General features: G+C 73.1%; 20 protein-coding genes. 10 read left to right on the forward strand and 10 right to left on the reverse strand.

The window, feature by feature from the left end:
• Positions 1–58 precede the first annotated feature (58 nt).
• A complete protein-coding gene (locus tag ACSU6M_RS10415; RefSeq protein ID WP_437068965.1) occupies positions 59–451 on the reverse strand; it encodes a hypothetical protein in 393 nt (130 codons plus the stop codon).
• A 99-nt stretch (positions 452–550) separates the two neighbouring features.
• Between ACSU6M_RS10415 and ACSU6M_RS10420 the strand changes: the two genes are divergently transcribed.
• The gene (locus ACSU6M_RS10420; RefSeq protein ID WP_437068967.1) at positions 551–967 is read left to right on the forward strand and encodes a DUF1992 domain-containing protein; all 417 of its coding nucleotides are present in this window, start codon (positions 551–553) and stop codon (positions 965–967) included.
• Positions 968–1,005: 38 nt separating this feature from the next.
• On the opposite strand, the gene ACSU6M_RS10425 is transcribed toward ACSU6M_RS10420, so the two are convergent.
• The 3 genes from ACSU6M_RS10425 to ACSU6M_RS10435 form a co-directional block, all read right to left on the reverse strand.
• A complete protein-coding gene (locus tag ACSU6M_RS10425; RefSeq protein WP_437068968.1) occupies positions 1,006–2,388 on the reverse strand; it encodes a VWA domain-containing protein in 1,383 nt (460 codons plus the stop codon).
• Positions 2,389–2,508: 120 nt separating this feature from the next.
• Positions 2,509–3,174: a hypothetical protein gene (locus ACSU6M_RS10430; RefSeq protein WP_437068970.1), complete on the reverse strand. Its 666-nt coding sequence runs from the start codon at positions 3,172–3,174 to the stop codon at positions 2,509–2,511.
• The gene (locus ACSU6M_RS10435) at positions 3,171–3,773 is read right to left on the reverse strand and encodes a hypothetical protein (protein WP_437068971.1); all 603 of its coding nucleotides are present in this window, start codon (positions 3,771–3,773) and stop codon (positions 3,171–3,173) included. Before ACSU6M_RS10435 ends, ACSU6M_RS10430 begins: the two co-directional genes overlap by 4 nt.
• A gap of 136 nt (positions 3,774–3,909) precedes the next feature.
• On the opposite strand from ACSU6M_RS10435, the gene ACSU6M_RS10440 reads away from it, so the two are divergent.
• Positions 3,910–4,404, forward strand: a complete 495-nt coding sequence (locus ACSU6M_RS10440) for a GNAT family N-acetyltransferase (protein WP_437068973.1) — start codon at positions 3,910–3,912, stop codon at positions 4,402–4,404.
• A 51-nt stretch (positions 4,405–4,455) separates the two neighbouring features.
• Here the strand turns inward: ACSU6M_RS10440 and ACSU6M_RS10445 are convergent, their stop codons facing one another.
• Entirely contained in the window at positions 4,456–6,519 is a 2,064-nt protein-coding gene (locus tag ACSU6M_RS10445) for a DHA2 family efflux MFS transporter permease subunit (protein WP_437068975.1), read from the reverse strand.
• A 162-nt stretch (positions 6,520–6,681) separates the two neighbouring features.
• On the opposite strand from ACSU6M_RS10445, the gene ACSU6M_RS10450 reads away from it, so the two are divergent.
• Entirely contained in the window at positions 6,682–7,893 is a 1,212-nt protein-coding gene (locus ACSU6M_RS10450; protein ID WP_437068977.1) for a peptidoglycan-binding protein, read from the forward strand.
• Between the two features lie 37 nt (positions 7,894–7,930).
• Here the strand turns inward: ACSU6M_RS10450 and ACSU6M_RS10455 are convergent, their stop codons facing one another.
• From ACSU6M_RS10455 to ACSU6M_RS10465, 3 genes are all read right to left on the reverse strand, one after another.
• On the reverse strand, positions 7,931–8,320 hold the full coding sequence (locus tag ACSU6M_RS10455; RefSeq protein WP_437068979.1) for a VOC family protein: 390 nt from the start codon (positions 8,318–8,320) through the stop codon (positions 7,931–7,933).
• A 262-nt stretch (positions 8,321–8,582) separates the two neighbouring features.
• On the reverse strand, positions 8,583–9,251 hold the full coding sequence (locus ACSU6M_RS10460; protein WP_437068981.1) for an HAD family hydrolase: 669 nt from the start codon (positions 9,249–9,251) through the stop codon (positions 8,583–8,585).
• A 182-nt stretch (positions 9,252–9,433) separates the two neighbouring features.
• On the reverse strand, positions 9,434–10,015 hold the full coding sequence (locus ACSU6M_RS10465) for a TMEM165/GDT1 family protein (protein ID WP_437068983.1): 582 nt from the start codon (positions 10,013–10,015) through the stop codon (positions 9,434–9,436).
• A 375-nt stretch (positions 10,016–10,390) separates the two neighbouring features.
• On the opposite strand from ACSU6M_RS10465, the gene ACSU6M_RS10470 reads away from it, so the two are divergent.
• From ACSU6M_RS10470 to ACSU6M_RS10480, 3 genes are all read left to right on the forward strand, one after another.
• A complete protein-coding gene (locus ACSU6M_RS10470; protein ID WP_437068984.1) occupies positions 10,391–11,038 on the forward strand; it encodes an HNH endonuclease family protein in 648 nt (215 codons plus the stop codon).
• Positions 11,039–11,574: 536 nt separating this feature from the next.
• The gene (locus ACSU6M_RS10475; protein ID WP_437068985.1) at positions 11,575–13,290 is read left to right on the forward strand and encodes an alkaline phosphatase D family protein; all 1,716 of its coding nucleotides are present in this window, start codon (positions 11,575–11,577) and stop codon (positions 13,288–13,290) included.
• Positions 13,291–13,441: 151 nt separating this feature from the next.
• Positions 13,442–13,888 carry a DoxX family protein gene (locus ACSU6M_RS10480; RefSeq protein WP_437068986.1) on the forward strand — a complete coding sequence of 149 codons (447 nt, stop codon included), beginning with the start codon at positions 13,442–13,444 and terminating at the stop codon, positions 13,886–13,888.
• 122 nt (positions 13,889–14,010) lie between these two features.
• On the opposite strand, the gene ACSU6M_RS10485 is transcribed toward ACSU6M_RS10480, so the two are convergent.
• Positions 14,011–14,562: a superoxide dismutase family protein gene (locus ACSU6M_RS10485; protein WP_437068987.1), complete on the reverse strand. Its 552-nt coding sequence runs from the start codon at positions 14,560–14,562 to the stop codon at positions 14,011–14,013.
• Positions 14,563–14,902: 340 nt separating this feature from the next.
• Between ACSU6M_RS10485 and ACSU6M_RS10490 the strand changes: the two genes are divergently transcribed.
• A complete protein-coding gene (locus tag ACSU6M_RS10490; protein WP_437068988.1) occupies positions 14,903–15,535 on the forward strand; it encodes a DedA family protein in 633 nt (210 codons plus the stop codon).
• 35 nt (positions 15,536–15,570) lie between these two features.
• Here the strand turns inward: ACSU6M_RS10490 and ACSU6M_RS10495 are convergent, their stop codons facing one another.
• Positions 15,571–15,801 (reverse strand): DUF2277 domain-containing protein, encoded by a 231-nt coding sequence (locus ACSU6M_RS10495; protein ID WP_437068989.1) that lies wholly within the window; start codon positions 15,799–15,801, stop codon positions 15,571–15,573.
• A gap of 261 nt (positions 15,802–16,062) precedes the next feature.
• On the opposite strand from ACSU6M_RS10495, the gene ACSU6M_RS10500 reads away from it, so the two are divergent.
• The 3 genes from ACSU6M_RS10500 to ACSU6M_RS10510 all read left to right on the forward strand — a co-directional run bounded on the left by ACSU6M_RS10500 (position 16,063) and on the right by ACSU6M_RS10510 (position 18,628).
• On the forward strand, positions 16,063–16,983 hold the full coding sequence (locus ACSU6M_RS10500; protein ID WP_437068990.1) for a ketopantoate reductase family protein: 921 nt from the start codon (positions 16,063–16,065) through the stop codon (positions 16,981–16,983).
• 242 nt (positions 16,984–17,225) lie between these two features.
• Positions 17,226–17,564, forward strand: a complete 339-nt coding sequence (locus ACSU6M_RS10505) for a hypothetical protein (protein WP_437068991.1) — start codon at positions 17,226–17,228, stop codon at positions 17,562–17,564.
• Positions 17,565–17,992: 428 nt separating this feature from the next.
• Positions 17,993–18,628: a hypothetical protein gene (locus tag ACSU6M_RS10510; RefSeq protein ID WP_437068992.1), complete on the forward strand. Its 636-nt coding sequence runs from the start codon at positions 17,993–17,995 to the stop codon at positions 18,626–18,628.
• The last annotated feature ends 214 nt before the right edge of the window (positions 18,629–18,842 follow it).

Here is an 18,842-nt window from a genome sequence, read left to right on the forward strand (position 1 = left end):
GGCCCGTCAGGTCGCGCAGGAGAACCGGTCCGGTCGGCCGCGGGGGCCGAACCGCCCGTCAGACCTCGTGGTAGAAGCCGACGTTGACGCTGCGCGGCGCGGTGCGGTCCTGGACCACGATCTCGCCGTTGCCGCCGCGCGGCAGCCGCACCGTACCGCCGTAGGTGATCGTCTGCGCGTACTCGCCGATGGCGAGCCGTACCTCCGACGACGGCTCCGCCTGCGAACCGCGCAGCCAGGTCACCTGCCACACCCCGTCGGCACCGCAGCTGAACTCCAGGTGCACCCGCGAGACGAACAACCAGTCCTCCGGCGTCGCCAGACGGCACACGGACTTGTCGCGGCCCACCCGCAGCACCGCGCCGGGCTCGCTGGGCGCGTCCGCCATCAGCATTCCGGCCGTGGCTCCCGCGTCCGCCCCGGAGACGGTGGCCATGGTCAGTTCGAGCACGTGCGCTCCCCTTGAGAGGTACTTGAGCAGCGGCCGGGTCGGTGCGCCGCCGCCGCATACTAAAACGCCCGGCCGTATCCCGTCCGGCACAATGGGCTCATGACTGAGCGAAAGCCACCGGGGATGAGCTTCGAGTCCTGGACGGACAAACAGATACGCGAGGCGGAGGCCCGCGGTGACTTCGCCCGGCTGCCGGGCGCGGGCAAGCCCCTGCCGAGCGATGTCGAGCAGCCCTACGACGAACTGTGGTGGGTCAAGCGGAAGATGGCCCGCGAAGGTCTCGCCGTGCTCCCTCCGACCCTGGCCCTGCGCAAGGAGGCCGAGGACGCCCTCGCCGCGGCCGTGGGGGCTCCGTCCGAGCAGAGTGTCCGCCGCATCGTCGAGACGATCAACGCCAAGATCCGCGACATGATGTTCCGTCCGCCCCCCGGACCTCCGCTCGGCCTGAAGCCGTACGACGTGGAGGACGTCGTACGGCAGTGGCGCGCGGCCCACGAGGAGAACGCCGGGGCCTGAGCCGGACCGGGGACCCTACGGCCCCGGGGACCGACGCCTCAGAGAATGCCCGCCCGCCCGGCGGCGGTGATCCAGGACGGGAACTCCGACAGCAGCCGGTCGTAGAGCTCCTGGTCGGGGACTGTCCTGATGTCGTCCACCGCGAAGAAGCCCACGTTGTCGACGCGCCGCCCGGGCAGGGTGTCGAACCGTTCCAGCACGCCGTAGTTCGAGCGGCCCAGGCCGACGAACTGCCAGAAGATCGGCTCCTCGACGGCCTCGCGCAGCTCCTTCTCGATCGCCGCGTCACGGTAGACACCGCCGTCGGAGAAGAACAGCACCAGGGTGGGCACGGGCGCGGGGTTCTCCCGCACATACCGTCTGACCTCGGCGATCGCCTTCTGTTCCTCATTCTGGATGCCGACCGACCGCATGTCGACCTGCCCCTCCTCCAGCCCCTTCCTGGCCTTCTTGCCGCGCCGGAACAGACCGATCTCCCCCACGCGCACATGCAGCCGCAGCCACTCGGGCAGTTCGCCCAGCCGGAGGTCCGGCAACCGGGCCGCGTTGCTGGCGAAGGTCCACGCCTGCATCTCGCCGTCGTCGTCGAGCTGCGCGGCGACCGCCGCCATGCGTTCGACGACGTCCGCCACCACGCCGCCGGAGTAGAGGAACGCCATCGAACCGGAGGCGTCCAGCACCAGGATCACCCGTGCGGTGACGTCGGCCGCACCGTGTTTGCGCAGGCTGACGGCGACCTGCTCCTTGCGCAGGGACAGCCGTTTGCGCATGTCGACGGGGAGCCGTTCCTCGCCCTTGGTGAGGCGGGGGCCGGAGGCCGCACCGGAGGGCGGGGCCGGTGCCGGGGTGGCGGCGGGGGCCGGTGACGGGGTGGCGGCGGGGGTCGGTTCGTCGTCGACGGTGATCCCGAAGTCGGTGGCCAGTCCCGCGAGTCCGGAGGCGTAGCCCTGGCCGACGGCGCGGAACTTCCAGCGCCCCTCGCGCCGGTAGAGCTCCCCGCCGATGAAGGCCGTCTCCGTCCCGGCCGTCATCTCGAAGCGGGCCACCTCCCCCTGCCCCGCCGCGTCGAGGAGCCGCAGGGTCAGCCCGGCCACCTGGCCGAACGTGCCGCCGTCGGCCGACGCGCACAGCACCACGCGCGCGACACCGCTCTCCAGCGCGCCCAGGTTCACCTCGACCGTGTCGGTCATGACCCCGCCGGCGGCTCGCTTGCCGACGTGGGTCACGGCGCCGGAGGCGTGCCGGGGCTGGTTGTAGAAGACGAAGTCACCGTCGTCCCGCACCCGTCCGGCCTCCGTCAGCAGCAACGCCGACGCGTCGACGTCCGGCCCGCCGCCCCGCTCGGACCAGCTCAGTTCGACCCGGACGACGGCCGCGTCCACGGGCACATTGGCGCCCTTGCTCATCACTCGCGCTGTCATGGAGGCAGTCTGCCCGGCCGGAGGCGTCCCGTGTCAGCCCCTGAGACGGGACGCGGACACGCCGGAGCGGGCCGACGGCGTCGTACGCGGCCGGCCCGCACGGGCTGTCGTCACCGGGCGCTAGGCGATGTCGCCCGGCCGTCCCCGGCGTTCCGGATGTTCCGTCGCGGGCGGCGTCGGTGTCACCGTCGGCGAATCGTCCTGCGGCTTCGCCATCGCCTGCCGCTCCTCGCCGGTGGCGGGCGGCGGAGCGCCGGTGGCCATGGGGTCACCGGAGGCGGGGGCCATACGGTCACCGGTGCTGGACACCGTACGGTCACCGCTGCCGGACGCCATACGGTCACCCAGGCCGCCCTGGCCCATCCGGCTCGCCCCTTCCCCGGAGCCCGGCCCCGCCGTGCCCGCCGTGCCCGCCGTGCCCATCGTCGCGCCTCCCGGCGTCCCGTTGCCGGAGGTCTCGGCGCCGCTGTCGTGCAGGAGGCGTTCGGCGAGTTCGCGGTAGTCGCGGAGGGCGAGGCGGAGCTGTTCCGTGTCGTCGGCGGCGCCGCCGGGGGCGTCGGTGGACTGCCAGGACATGCGCAAGGTGCGCCGGCGCCGGGTGACGGCGTCGGTGAAGCGCGCGGCGAGTTCCTCAAGGGTGCGGTCGGCCTCCTCGACGGCGTGCCGAGGCTCGTCCACGAACTCGGCGAGGGCGTGCTGGAGTTGCCGTTCGAACCGGTCGCACTCCTCGCGCGCGAGCAGCGGGGTGGCGGTGCCGCCCCCGGCCCGCCCTGTCACCTCGGTCATATCCCTCGACTCCCCTTCCTGTCCGCTCCCCCGGCCCCCGCGCCCACCAGGTCCTCGAAGAGCTCGCGCGCCTCGACCATGGCCTCGCGCATCTCCTCGGTGGCCGCTCCCCGGCCGGTGCCGTCCTGGCCGTCGGGCTCGTGGGCGAGGCGGTGCACATGCCGGTAGCCCTGGACGTGCTCGGCGTGATGGACAGAGAGCGCGGAGAGCTGGTCGTCGTAGTGCCCGCTGTCGGGGTAGCCGCGGGCCTCCGCGGCCTCGGCGAGCAGATGGTCGGCCTCGGACACGGCGGCACGCGGCGCGTCGACGAACAGCTCCTGCGCGGCGGCCCAGCGGGCCTCGAAGCGCTCGCGCCGGGCGGGGTCCAGCGGCTGCGGCCGCAGGTCGCCGTGGCGTTCGAGGCGTTCGGTCAGCTCACGCTCGGCTGCCTTGGTGTCGCCGTCGTGCCGCGCCACGGTCCGGTCGTACTCCGGTCCGAAGCGGCGCCGCAGATCGCTGCCGCCGTGCGTACGGCGGGCCCGCAGCGCCAGGAACGCGGCCAGGGCGATGACCAGGACCGCCCCGATGACGATCAACGCGATGATCAGTCCTGTGGACATGTATGCCTTCCGGGTTCTCGATCCCCGCCGGCCCTCGTGCGGGGCCGTTCCGAAGGCCGGGTTGCCCGCGCGGCCCGCCTGAAACGGCCCCGAAATCGGTTGCGCCGTCCGCCCGCCTCCTCCGGACAATGACGCCATGACCTCCTGGACGATCACTCCCGAACCCGTCGACTCCCCGGCCGCCGCCCTGCTGTGGCGGGCCTACTACACGGAGGTCAGCGACCGCTGGTACCTGCTGCACGAGGGCCGCCGCACCGACCCCGACGAGCTGGAACGGGAGATCGCGGCCGGCGCGGTGGACGGTCTGGTGCCGCCGGCGGGGCGGTTGCTGCTGGCGCGCCACGACGGTGAGCCGGCCGGCATGGCGGGCATCCGTCTGACGGATCCGCGCACGGCCGAGCTCAAGCGGGTGTTCCTGCGGGAGGACGTACGCGGCAAGGGCGGGGCCGCCCGGCTGGTGACGGCCGCCGAGGACACCGCCCGGTCGATGGGCGCCGGGCGCATGATCCTCGACACCCGCAGCGACCTCGTCGAGGCACGGGCGCTGTACGCGCGGCTCGGCTACCGGGAGACGGAACGGCACAACGACGAGCCGTACGCCGACCACTGGTTCACGAAGGACCTACTGTGAACGACCTGCTGTGAACGACCTGCTGTGAATGACCTGATGTGAGCGCCGCTTTCAGCCGAATCGCGTGACCGGCCTCGCGTCATGCGGCTCCTCCCGTTCCGACCCGCACAGCTCCGCGTTGAGCTCCTTGATCAGCTGGACGAGGTCGGTCGGCCGGTCGGGCCCCCACCAGTCGCCGAGCATCTCGGCGAGGGACTCCTCGCGGGCCCGGGCCAGCCGGTCGGCGACCTCGTGGCCGGAGTCGGTCAGCATCAGGTCCAGGCCCCGCCGTACGGCCAGCCGCCGCGACTCCACCTGACGCGCGGCCTCCATGATCACCGCCAGCGGCACGGGGCTGCGCTCCGCCAGCACGGCCGGCTCCACGGACCCGTGCCGCTTGATCCGCAGCAGCAGCCAGCTCGCCGCGGGCAGCAGGTCGTACCCGGCGCGATCGGTGATCTTCCGGTACACCTCGCGCCGCCCCTCGCGCGTGCCCAGCACCGACAGCGCACGGCAGACCTCGTCGTACGACGTCCGCTCGACCGGGTTGCTGGCCAGCGTCTCGGTGACGTCCGGCGCGGTGACCGAGGCGCGCAGCCGGTCCTCGCGCAGGAACCAGGCCAGGACGAAGCCGAGGAGGGCGACGGGTGCGGCGTAGAGGAAGACGTCGGTGATGGAGGAGGCGTAGGCGTGCAGCGCGGCGGGCCGCAGCGAGGGCGGCAGGGACTGGATGCCGCGCGGGTCGGCGGAGAGGGCGTCGGCGGAGACGCCGGGCGGGAGTTCCGCGCCGCGGAAGGCGTCGCCGAGCTGGTCGGCGAGGCGGTTCGCGAAGACCGTACCGAAGACGGCGACGCCGAAGGAGGCGCCGATGGAGCGGAAGAAGGTGGCGCCGGAGGTGGCGACGCCCAGATCCTCGTAGCCGACGGCGTTCTGCACGATGAGCACCAGCACCTGCATGACGAGGCCGAGTCCGAGGCCGAAGACGAAGAAGTAGGCGCTCATCTCGCCGGTCGAGCTGTGCTCGTCGAGTTCCTGGAGCAGCAGCAGGCCGAGGGTGGTGACGGCGGTTCCGGCGACGGGGAAGACCTTCCAGCGGCCGGTGCGGCTGACGATCTGGCCGGAGACGGTCGAGGACAGCAGCAGGCCGAACACCATCGGCAGCATGTGCACACCGGACATGGTCGGGCTGATGCCGTGCACGACCTGGAGGAAGGTCGGCAGGAAGGTCATCGCGCCGAACATGGCGAAGCCGATGATGAAGCTGATCACGGCGGACAGGGTGAAGGTGCGGATGCGGAACAGCTTCAGCGGCAGCACCGGCTCGGCGGCCCGCCGCTCCACCGCGACGAACGCCGCGGTCAGCAGCACGCCCAGCACCCCGAGCCCGATGATCTGCGGTGAACCCCACTCCCAGGTGGTGCCGCCGAGGGAGGCGACGAGGACCAGGCAGGTGGCGACGGAGGCGATGAGGAAGGTGCCGAGGTAGTCGATGGTGTGCCGGGTGGACTTGGGCGGCAGCCGCAGCACGGTGGCGATGACGGCGAGCGCGACGACGCCGAGGGGCAGATTGACGTAGAACACCCAGCGCCAGCTCAGATGCTCCGTGAACAGCCCGCCCAGCAGCGGCCCGAGCACGCTGGTCGCGCCGAAGACGGCACCGAAAAGGCCCTGGTAGCGGCCGCGGTCGCGGGGCGGCACGAGGTCGCCGACGATCGCCATGGACAGCACCATCAGCCCGCCGCCGCCCAGGCCCTGCACCGCCCGGTACGCGATCAGCTGCGGCATGTCCTGGGCGAGCCCGCACAGCGCCGAGCCGACGAGGAAGATGCCGATGGCGATCTGGAACAGCCGCTTGCGCCCGTACTGGTCGCCGAGTTTGCCCCACAGCGGGGTCGCGGCGGTCGCGGCCAGCATGTACGCGGTGACCACCCAGGACAGGTGTTCCAGGCCGCCGAGATCGCTGACGATCGTCGGCAGCGCGGTGGCGACGATGGTCTGGTCGAGGGCGGCGAGCAGCATGCCGAGGAGCAGGGCGCCGATGGAGACGAGGACGTTGCCGGGGACGTGCTCCGGATCGGCCTGCCCCTGGTGCCCCTGGAGCACTCGTCCCGTGTTCCCGTGCGCGTCGTCGGCCATGGAGACCTCCCGAAGCTCTCGTTACCCACTCCATCGTGGTGGGTGTGTCCCGTTATGGCCTGTCGAGTCACGATGGAGGCCGTTGTTCCGGGGGCTTCGGGCGGATGCGACCGACGGTGTCTGCATAATCCTCTGTGTTCGCGAGGGGGAGGGGACGGACGCGTGGCAGACCACCATGAGCACCGGTGCCCGGAGTGCGGGGCGACCCGCGGACCGGACAACACCCCGTCCTGCGGCTGCGGCCGCCGGGCGTCCGACGCACTGCTCCAGGCCCGTACGGCGGAGGCGGCCGCGGCGGAGGACTTCGATCCGCTGCGCATACGCCCGTACGTCGATCTGGACGCCCCCGGCGGCCCTGAGCCGCGCCCCGCACACCCTGACGCGGAGCCGACGCGGCGACTGCCCGCGGTGCCGTCGGCGGGTGGGACCGGCGGGCAGACCGAGGGAGCCCCCGGAGGGCCCCGAACGGCGAGCACGGCAACCTCGGCGGGCACGGCAACCTCGGCGGGCGCGCCGGCCCCGGCAGGCACGCCGGACGTGTCGACGCCGGCCGACACGACGGACGTGCCGGCTCCGGTCGGCTCGGCAGTCCCGCCGACGCCCCTGACCACTCCCCTCGCGCCCCCGCCCTCCCCGCCCGACGACCACGACCTGAACCTGTTCGCGGCGGCGGACGCGGACCCCGACCCCCTCGTGGGCCCCCGCAACAGCCGCTCCGGGCGAAGCGGCAAGCGCCGTACGGTCCTCCTGGCCACCTCAGGAGCGGTGGTTGCCGTGGTCGCCGCGGCCGGCCTGGCGGCGGGGCTGCTGGGCTACGACACCCCCTCGCGGGACACCGCCCTGCCGCAGAGCGTCCGCGAGGCCCCGCCGGAGGCCCGCACCAGCGAGGCGGCCTCCCTGGGCCCGGCGCCAAGCCCCACGGCGGTCACCGCGGCCCCGGAGTCCCCGTCCACCTCGCCGTCGGCCTCGCCCTCGGCCTCCCCGTCGCCGAGCGGGAGCACATCCCCGTCGCCGTCCGCGTCGAGCGCCGAGCCCTCCCCCACCGCCTCCGGGCCGGTCCGGGCCACGCCGTCCCCGCGGGCCTCGCAGGACCCGGGCGCGGGCCAGGAGCCGGACGAGGACCAGGAACGCGGAGCCGGTCCCGAGGAACCCCCCGTGCTCAAGCGCGGCAACACCGGCCCCGAGGTGGCCGAACTCCAGCACCGGCTGGGCCAGTTGTACCTCTACAACGGCGACATCGACGGCACCTTCGACCGCCGGCTGGAGGACGCCCTGCGCACCTACCAGTGGGCCCGCGGCCTCCAGGACTCCGAGCTGGGCGTGTACGACCAGCCGACGCGGGCGATGCTCGAATCGGAGACGAGCGAGCCGTAGGGACGACCACGGGGGTGCAGCGGGCGCACCCCGGCGGTCACGGGAGGTAGTGGGCGCGCCCCTCGTCGTCGAGGTCGACAGGGCCCTCGGGGATCACACAGAACTCGTTGCCCTCGGGGTCCGCCATCACCAGGAACCCGCCCTCGTCGTACCCGTCGAGCCGGCGCCCGCCGAGCGCCTCGATCCGCCGCTGCTCGGCGAGGGGATCGGGCGACGCCAGGTCGACGTGCATCCGGTTCTTGCCGGCCTTGCCCTCGGCGGTCCGCTGGAACCCCATCCCCAGCCCGTTCTCCCGCCGCAGCCACACATAGGGGCCCGTCCGTCCGACGACCGGCCTCCCCAGCAGCTCGGACCAGAACGCCGCGAGCCGCTCGGGGTCGACGGCGTCGACGATGAGGGCGTTGATCTCCGGATGCGAGTCCACCATGCCCCGATCCTCTCAGCTCGCGGAACGGGCGGCTCTTTCCTGGCCGGCGGCCGCAACCACGGCCGCAACGGGAAGGCCGTCTCACCCCCGACCGACCGGCAACCGGAGGGCCCGCCCTCACCCGCCGACCGACCGGCAACCGGAGAGCCCCGTCAGCCCCCGGATCGACCGGCAACCGGAGGGTCCCGTCACACCCCCCGATCGACCGACAACCGGAGGGCCCCGTCAGTCCCCCCGATCGACCGACAACCGGAGGACCCCGTCACACCCCCCGACCGACCGACAACCGGATCTCCCCACCGGCCCCGGCCTCCACCCGCACCCGCGTCAGATCGGCCACCAGCACGTCCGGCCCATGGCAGCCCGCCCGCGGACCGACCCCCACGACCCGCATCCCCGCGGCGCGCCCCGCGCGGATGCCCGCGCCGGAGTCCTCGAACACGATGCAGTCGGCGGGGTCGACGCCGAGCTCGGCGGCTCCCTTGAGGAAGCCCTCCGGGTCGGGCTTGCTGGCACCGACCGACTCGGCGGTGACACGGACGTCGGGCAGGGGGAGCCCGGCGGCGGCCATACGGGCGGTGGACAGGGCGACGTCGGCGGAGGTGACGAGCGCGTGCGGCAGCCCCCGCAGGGCGGCGAGGAACTCCGGCGCGCCGGGAACCGGCACGACACCGTCCATGTCGGCGGTCTCCTCGGCGAGCATGCGCGCGTTGTCCGCGAGGTTCTGCTCCACGGGCCGGTCCGGCAGCAGTACGGCCATGGAGGCGTGGCCCTGGCGACCGTGGACCACCTGCATGACCTCGTCGCCGTCGAGCCCGTGCCGCTCGGCCCAGCGCCGCCAGACGCGCTCCACGACGGCGTCGGAGTTGACGAGGGTGCCGTCCATGTCGAGCAGGAGGGCGCGGGCGGTGAGCACGGTGGTGGCCGTCATCGGCAGCTCCAAGCACGGGTCGGGGGGCATCAGGCCAGTCCCCCGCGGGGAACAAGGCGGCCCCGCCCGCCGGTCAGGGTGAACGGGCGGGAGCCACTTTGTTCCTCTACGGTACAAAACAATTCCGGCCTCCCGCCAGCCTCCGCGGAAATCTTCACCTTCCGTTCAGTTCGCCCGCCCGGTCATCCGGCGATCGCCTCCCACAGGCTCCACAGCCCGAGCCCCAGCATCAGCAGGGCGGCGACCTTGGTGATGAGCCGCAGCGGCACCCGCTTCATCAGCGCCTTTCCGCCGACGATGCCGAGCCCGGCGACCGCCCACAGGGCGAGCACCGCGCCCAGGCCGACGGAGAGCGGGTCGTCGTAGCGGGCCGCGAGGTTGGCGGTCATGATCTGGGTGAGATCGCCGAACTCGGCGACCAGGATGAGCATGAACCCGGCTCCGGCGACCTTGAAGAAGGACTGGTTCTCGGGCCGGCGGATCTCGTCCTCGTCCTCGTCCTTCTTCATCAGCAGCATCGCCGCGCCGCCCAGGAAGAGCACACCGGTCAGCGCGTGCACGATCTGCTGCGGGAGCAGCGTCAGCACGCTGCCGGCCGCGACGGCGAGGGCGACATGCAGTGCGAAGGCGGCGGCGACGCCCGCGAAGACGTAGGAGGCGCGGTAGCGGGTGCCGAGGACGAGGCCGGCGAGCGCGGTCTTGTCCGGCAGTTCGGCGAGGAAGACGACACCGAAGACGAGCGCGGTGACGGAGAAGCTGATCAAGGTTCCTCAATCGGTCGGGACTGCCCCCACCGAGAGTGCGTGAACCCTTCGGACGCGACCTCGGCAAGGGCAGCACACGTCACCCGTGCCGGACGGCACGGGCGTGCACTGCTTGCCGAAGGTCTCGCTGGCCGTTCCTGACGAGAACGGCTCCGGGCGCCGGCCCAGCTGGGCTGAGCAGTATGTCGACGGTCCGGCGAAGAGCTACTCCCCTTCTGCGCCGCCCATCGTACGCGAGGAGAAGTTCGAACCTTAACCTTGTCGTGTCATGCGCACGTCACTAACTTGCCACCAGGCGCACATCCGTTCGCAACACCCCACCGCGAGCATTCCCACGCTCGCACGCCAACACCCCCACACCGCAAGGGAGTTCGCATGACCACGTTCTACGCGCGTCGACGGCTCAGCATAGTCGCGGCGCTCACCGCCCTCATAGCCTCCGTCGGCCTCTTCAACGGCCCGACCGCCTCCGCCGCCCTGCCCACCCCCGTCAGCGGCGCCACCGCCCGCAGCTACCTCGCGGCCCTCCCCGTCGCCGCCGAGGACCGCACCGGCTACAACCGCGACCTCTTCCCGCACTGGATCACCATCTCCGGCACCTGCAACACCCGCGAGACGGTCCTCAAGCGCGACGGCCAGAACGTCGTCACCGACTCCTCCTGCTACGCCACCAGCGGCAGCTGGTACTCCCCCTACGACGGCGCCACCTGGTACGCCGCCTCCGACGTCGACATCGACCACCTCGTCCCGCTCGCCGAGGCATGGGACTCCGGCGCCGACAGCTGGACCACCTCCCGCCGCCAGGCATTCGCCAACGACCTGACCCGCCCGCAGCTGCTCGCCGTCACCGACGACGTCAACCAGGCCAAGGGCGACAAGGACCCGGCCGAGTGGATGCCCTCGCGCACCGCGTACCACTGCGTCTACGTCCGCGCCTGGGTGCAGGTGAAGTACTACTACGGCCTGTCGGTCGACTCCGCCGAGAAGAGCGCCCTGCAGAGCCGGCTGGCCAACTGCGCCTGAGCGGCCGCCTGTCGGGCCGACTGCGGCTGATCACGGCCTGCCGGGCCGACTCCGGTTGATCGGGAGCCTGGCCGGCCGCCGGGCCCTCCGCGCCCGAGCCTCGCAGACCCGCCGGTCCGCCGCCGCCCCCGAGCCTCGTCGGCCGGTCGGCCGCCCGCGTCCCGCGCGGCCGACCGCCTCGGCTGCGGCGGACCCGGCGACCGGGCCGACCGGCCGACCGGCCGTCTGTTCTTGATCAGCGGTCCGGTCGGCCGCCCGGCCACCCGCCCCACGCCGATCCGACCCGCTCCGAGCGACCCCGCTCCGATCCGACCCGCCCCGACCCACCCGCTCCGATCCGATCCGCCCCGAGCCAACCCGCTCCGACCCGCCCCGAGCGACCCCGCGCCGATCCGACCCGCCCCGACCCACCCGCTCCGCTCCGATCCGCCCCGAACCGACCCGAGCCGAACAACCCGGCCCGACCCGCCCCCGGAACCTCCCCACGGGCTCCCCTCGTTCCGTACCGTACGGGGCGACTGAAGGAGGCGGTCGGCGTGACGGGACTCCGGCTGGGACCACTGCTCAGACACATCGGCGGCTCGTCGGCGACCGTATGGGTCGAGGCGAGCCGCCCCTGCACCGCCGAGGTGCGCTGCGCCGACGGCGCGGGCGGCAGCAGCCGCACCTTCCAGATCGCGGGCCATCACTACGCCCTGGTCGAGGTGACCGGCCTCACCCCCGGCACCTCGACGGCGTACGAGGTGTTCCTGGACGGCACGCGCGTGTGGCCGCTGCCGGACTCGCCCCACCCGCCCTCCGAGATCCGGGTGCCCGGCGAGGGCGGCCCGCTGCGGGTGGCCTTCGGCTCCTGCCGCTGGGCCGCTCCCCCGGCCGGCGAACCGGACCCGGTCGGCCCGGACGCCCTCGACACCCTCGCCGCCCGCCTCACGGCCGCCCCGGCGGCGCAGCGGCCGGACGTCCTGCTGCTGCTCGGCGACCAGGTGTACGCCGACGAGACCTCCCAGGCGACCCGGCGCCGGCTGGCCGCACGCCGTGACCCGAAGGACCCGCCGGGCACCCAGGTCGCCGACTACGAGGAGTACACCTGGCTCTACCACGAGTCCTGGCTCGACCCCGAGGTGCGCTGGCTGCTGTCCACCGTGCCGACCTGCATGATCTTCGACGACCACGACATCGTGGACGACTGGAACACCTCCGCCGCCTGGCTCGCCGACATGCGGGCCACGTCCTGGTGGCGGGAGCGGCTGCTGAGCGGCCTGATGTCGTACTGGGTGCACCAGCACCTGGGCAACCTCTCCCCGGCCGAACTGGCCGCCGACCCGCTCTACGCGGCCGTGCGCGCCGCCCCCGACGGCACCGAGGCGCTGCGCGCCTTCGCCTGCCGGGCCGACGCCGACTCCGCCTCCGTACGGTGGAGCTACCGGCGGGACTTCGGCCGGGTGCGGCTGCTGATGGTGGACAGCCGGGCCGCGCGGGTGCTGGCGGAGGACGCGCGCGCGATGCTCGACCCCGGCGAGGCCGAGTGGCTGCGGGAGCAGCTGCGGCAGGCGCGGGGCGAGTGCGACCACCTGCTGATCGGCTCCTCCCTGCCCTGGCTGCTGCCGCAGCTCATGCACGACGCCGAGGGCTGGACGGCGGCGCTGTGCCGGGGTGGGAAGGGGCCGCGCTGGGCGCGGTTCGGCGAGCGGCTGCGGCGGGCCGCCGACATGGAGCACTGGTCGGCCTTCCCCGACTCCTTCGACGCGCTGGCGGCACTGATCGCCGAGGCCGGCTCGGGGCCGGGGGCGCCCGCGAGCGTGCTCGTGCTCTCCGGGGACGTGCACCACGCGTACATCGCCGAGCCGTCCTGGCCCGACGGCCGCGGACCCGACGCCCGGGCGCTCCAGCTGACCTGCTCCCCGGTGCACAACTCCGTGCCGCTGTCCTTCCGGCTCGGCTTCCGCTTCGCCTGGAGCGCCTTCGCGCGGGCGCTGGGCCGCCGCCTCGCCGGGCACGGGCGGGTGCCACGGCCCTCGGTCGACTGGCATCGCACGGGCGGGCCGTGGTTCGGCAACCAGCTGATGACGCTGACGGTGCGCGGGCGGGGCGCCGAGCTGCGGTTGGAGCAGGCGAGGGCCCCGCGGTGGAGACGCGGGCGCGGGGCACGGCTGGTGACGGTGGAGCAGATGCGGCTCACGGAGGAGGCCGAGGGCGACGTCACGGGCGATTCGGAGGGCACCACAGGCGACAGGGGAGGACACCACGGGTGATATCAAGGGCGGCTAAATGTTGAAGTTGCAAGCACTACTGAGGTGACCCTAACGTGGGGGTCACCGCTCGGCCGATCACCCTCGGCCCGATCACCGCTCGGCCGTCCCCGGCCGGTCCCCCCGAGGACCGGTCCGACCGAAGGAGACCCCCATGACCGAACGCCTCGACACCGCCCAGCCCTACGTCATCGGCCTGTTCCGCATCGTCGTCGGCCTGCTCTTCGCCTGCCACGGCGCCGCCTCGCTCTTCGGCGTCCTCGGCGGCGCGTCCGGCACCGGCGGCGGCACGATCCCCGCCGGCACCTGGCCCGGCTGGTACGCGGCCGTGATCCAGCTGGTCTGCGGCGGCCTGGTGATGCTGGGCCTGGGCACCCGCGCCGCCGCCTTCCTCGCGTCGGGCTCGATGGCGTACGCCTACTTCGACGTCCACCAGGGCATGGCCCTGTGGCCGCTCCAGAACGGCGGCGAAGCGTCGGCCATGTTCTGCTGGGCCTTCTTCCTGCTGGTCTTCACCGGCTCCGGCGCGTTCGGCCTGGACCGCGTCCTGGTCCGCCGCTCCACGACCCGCACGGAGCCCGCCGGCGCGGTCGCGGCCTGACCCACACCCCGGCTCGGCGCCCTTCTCCTCCGGGAAAAGGGCGCCGTTCCGTGGTCTCGTACGGGCCGGGTCCGGCGCCGTCCTGCGGGCGAGGGCACAGCCCGCGCCGTCCCAGCGACGGCTCAGCCCGTCCCCGTGACCCAGCCGAAGGGCACCGTGAAGCAGCCCACGCGGGCGCCCTTGCTGCCGGGCTCGTCGTGGATCACGACGGAGGACGCCTCGCCGCGGCGGAAGCCCCAGCCGTGGTGCGCGCTCGCCTCGGCCGTGCCGTCGCGGTCCGGGGTGAAGTCCAGCCACACCTCGTTCTCGGCGGTCACATGGTGCTCACCGGTGCCGGGCTCGTGCTGGTAGTGGCCGCCCGCCGCGTCCGGGTCGGCGGCGCACGGCTTCTGGTGCACATGGACGCCGTAGCGGTGACCGGGCTGCATGCCCTTCACGCGCAGGCGCACGGTCGTGGCACCGAGGGGCTCGGTGCGCTGGGTGACCTGGATCCAGGCGCCGGCGGGGACCAGGCCCATGTCGTAGGTGATCGCCGCCGACGGGACGAAGGCGGTGGGCGGGGCGAACCGCGCGCTCGTGCTCATCCGGTAGCCGTCCGCGTGTCCGTCCACGCCGCCGGAGCCGGCCACGAGCAGGGCCGCGGCGACCGCGCCTGCACATATACCTGCCACCATGATCTGCACCGTTCCTCACGCTCAGTGGCTTGTGGGCCGTTTCTCGGCTGTCTGCCTCCTACCGTTGCTACGGGAGTAACGCGCGAGCCGCCCCTCTGCCGTGGCAGCCGGGTGAAACCGCCCTGCCGGGTGACGTACCGAGGCGTCGGGGTGACGCACCGGGCCCGCCGGCGTGACCCGTCGTGGCGACCGGGTGAACGCCCCGTATAAGTCGCACTAGCCCCCTGTGAACGTCCTGTCACACCCCCGGCGTACGCTGTATGGCTGTCAACGGCCCCTTGCCGCTCCCCGCGTGCCACCGCGGCAGGCCGGGCCACGGGGGGAAGTACGGGGAGTCGTCTTGTTCGAGAGTCTGGGGTTGCTGGCCGGCAGTCCATGGATCTATGCCCTGGTGGGCACCTCTGTCCTGCTCGACGTGTTTCTGCCGGTGCTGCCCAGCGGCGTACTGGTGATCATGGGCGCCACCGCCGCCGCGGGGTCGGGCGCCGCGGCCGGACGGGTTCCGCACGACGTGCCCGACATCCTGGCCCTCACCCTGTGCGCCGCCACGGCGTCGGTGCTGGGCGACCTGGTCGCGTACCGGCTGGCCTGGCGGGACACGTCGCGGCTGGCCCGCGCCATCGCCCGCTCGCGCCGCCTGTCCGTCGCGCAGGAACGACTCGGCACGGCCCTCGCGCAGGGCGGCGGTGCGCTGGTCGTCCTCGCCCGGTTCGCCCCGGCCGGCCGCTCGGTCGTCTCCCTCGGCGCCGGCGCCGCCCACAGCCGCGCCCGCGACTTCCTGCCCTGGTCCGCCCTCGCGGGCCTGTCCTGGGCCGCCTACAGCGTCGCCCTCGGCTACTTCGGCGCCCACTGGCTCGGCGCGGGATGGCTGGCGACGGGAGTGTCGGTGCTGGCGCTGTTCGCGGCGGGGTCGGGGGCGGCGTATCTGATGCGCAGGCCGCGCACGGCCGCGGAGACGGCGACGACGGCGTAGGGCTCCTGGCGGGTCCGGGGCTCCCTGGGCACCGCCTAGCGCGCGGGCCGGGCCGCCTGTCCGCGGATCTCCAGTCCGGAGAGCAGCTCGGCCGTGGCCTCGGCGACGGCCTCGACGGCGCGGTCGAACACCTCCCGGTTGTGGGCGGCCGGGGCACGGAAGCCGGACACCTTGCGGACGTACTGCAGGGCGGCGGCCCGGATGTCCTCCTCGGTCGCCTCCTCGGGGAGCACGGGCGGGCGAAGGGTCTTGATGCTGCGGCACATGCGTCCAGTGTCCCGCCGCCACGGGACCTCCGCAGGCGAACGGGCGTACGGATGTGTCCCGTCCGGCGCCCGGCGCCTCCTCGTCCCGCTCGGCGTCCGGAGGGGCCTTGGGGACCGCACGTCGCCGTTCGAGGCCGCCGGTATCACCGAGCGGCTGCATCTGCTCGGCCCCGGCGCTTCCGTGGTGCCGCCGCCTTTGTCATGATCATCCTTCAGGCGGCCACCGCACCGGGGCCGACCGACGAACAGGAGCCACATCCCATGGCACATGACGACAAGGCGTACGACCAGCGGCTCACCGTCGCCGTACTGGGTCCGGGAGGCGTCGGCGGGCTGCTCGCCGCGCTGCTCTCCCGCGCCGGCCACCGGGTGATCTGCCTGGCCGGCGAGAAGACGGCCGACACCCTGCGCACCTCCGGGATCGGCGTCCGCAGCGGCGTCTTCGGCGAGTTCACCGCCCGCGTGGAGGCGGACACGGAACTGCGCGAGCCGGTCGACGCCTGCCTGGTCACCGTGAAGCAGACCGCCCTGGACGCGGCCCTCGCGCGCGTACCGGCCGCCGTGCTCGGCGACGGGCTGCTGGTGCCGTTCCTCAACGGCGTGGAACACCCCGCCGCCCTGCGCGAGCGCTACCGGGCCGACCGGGTCGCCCCCGCGGTCATCCGCGTCGAGTCCACGCGCGTGGCACCCGGCGAGATCGAGCACACCAGCCCGTTCGCCGAGATCGACCTCGCGGGCGATCCGGTCCCGGACGACCTCCTGGACTCCCTCGCGACGGCCTTCTCCGCCGCCGGCCCCACCACCCGCGTCGTACCGGACGAGGCGGCGGCACTGTGGGCGAAGATGTCCTTCCTCGCGCCTCTCGCGCTGCTCACCACCCGCCTGGGCCTGCCGCTGGGCGACGTACGCACCGCGCACCGCGCCGAGTTGACGGCCCTGGTGGAGGAGACGGCGGCGGTCAGCGCGGCGAGCGGCGGCCCCTCGGACCCGGCGCAGGCACTGGCCCGCTACGACGCCTTCCCGGCCGCGACCAAGTCCTCCATGCAACGGGACGCCGAGGCCGGCCGCGCCCTGGAACTGGACGCGATCGGCGGCGCGTTGCTGCGCGCGGCGAAGCGCCACGGGGTGCCGGTGCCGGTCGCGACCCGGCTGGTCGAGGACCTGGCGGCGACCACGAGCTGAGGCCGGCCACCGGCTGAGCCGGGGTGAGGTGTGGGTGTCCCTGGTCGGGCCGGCACCCGGGACACCCCCACCCGCTCCCGGCCCCATTCCCGGCCTCGGACGCCCACCCGTTCCCGGCCCCGGACGCCCGCCCCCGCTCCGGGCCCCCGAACACCGACACCCGTTCCCGCCCGGGACACCCGTTCGCGTGAACCCTTCGCGGCGGCTCGCACCTCAAAATCGAACAGGCGTAGCATTGCCGCGTGGCTACGACCTATGACTTCCCGAGCGACCTCCTCGCCGGTCAGGAGGAGCTGCATCAGGTCCGGGCCGAACTGTCGGCCCTGCTGAAACGACTCCCCTGGTCGGTCGAACCCCTGGACGGATTCAGCGACACCGGCGGCTGGCGCAAGATCGAGCGCCCCGCCTCCCCGGGCTGGACGGAGGACGAACAGGCCGAGGTCGAGAAGCTCCGCCGCCGCGAACACGAGCTCGCGGTCTTCGTCACCACCCACCGGTACTGGGCGGAACTCTCCGGCACGGACCGCGTCCGCGCCCGGTCCCAGCTCAAGCACGCCACGGCGAAGCCGGAGCAGCCCTGAACCCCCCGGAACACGACAAGACCCCGGCCGAACCGGCCGGGGTCTGATCATCGGTGGGCGCGGACGGAACGCCTGAGTGTCCCTCTCCTTGACGCCCGCGTGGTGGAGGCGGCTCGCGACGTCGTGCCGGTACTCGTACAGCCGCGGCCACCACTCCCTGCGCCCTGGCCACACCGGCCTGGACGATCGCCCGCTTCCACGATCGCTGCAGGTTGTTCATGTTCAGCGCGCCCCCACGGGGCCCGCGGAACACCAGCTCCTCCACGTGCACGTCGTATCCCTCGCCAATCTGGATCACTCACACCGTGCGGGTCGCTGCTGGCGCTCGCCCCTGCGCGGCTCCAACGTCACAGAACGTTCACAACGCAGCAGCTCCACCCCCACGCGTCGCATGCTGGAACCACAGCCACAATGCTTGGGGACACACCATGCAGACACGCACCACCACCACGATCGCTGCGCTCGCCGCTGGCCTGCTGGCCCTCACCGCGTGCGGTCCCGACAACAACACCAGCGGCGGCAGCAACAGCGACAGCAAGCCGTCCACCGTGTCCTCCACCGCACCGAACTCGGCCGACACCGGCAGCGGCACCGCGACCCTGCCCGACATGACGGGCAAGGGCCTCCAGTCCGCCCAGGACCAAGCGCAGGCCGCAGGGTTCTACCAGCTGACCTCCCACGACGCTCTCGGCCGCGGACGCAACCAGGTCCTGGACCGCAACTGGAAGGTTTGCTCGCAGACCCCCGCCGCTGGGGAACACGCCACCAACACCGAGGTCGACTTCGCGACGGTCAAGCTGGAAGAGACCTGCCCCAGCAAGGATGAAGGAGCGGTTGAGGAAGCAGGCTCGACCATGCCCGACTTCAAGGGCAAGTCCGTCAAGGTCGCCCGCGGGGCGCTGGACAGCAGCACGAGCATCATCGTCAACGACGCCTCCGGCGAGGACCGCGTGATCCTCGTCGAGTCGAACTGGCAGGTGTGTACGCAGGACCCCGCACCTGGCACCAAGCTCGACGGACAGCCCGTCACATTCACCGCGGTGAAGTTCGGCGAGACCTGCTGACCGACGATCACCGACCGGCCCGGCCGCACTCCCGGTGGCCGGGCCTTCGCACGTCCGCAGGTGAACCATGCCGAATCAGTGCGGCCGGCCGGAGGCTCAACGGGCTCGAACGCTCTGTTCCTCATCTGCTGAGTCTGGCAGCGGCCCTTGGAGGTACGTATGCCAGTGTCTCCAGCGATGGTGGAGGACTGGCGGCTGAAGTCGCCCAGCTCTA

This window comes from Streptomyces sp. enrichment culture, from assembly GCF_964272895.1.
Classification (GTDB): Bacteria; Actinomycetota; Actinomycetes; order Streptomycetales; family Streptomycetaceae; genus Streptomyces.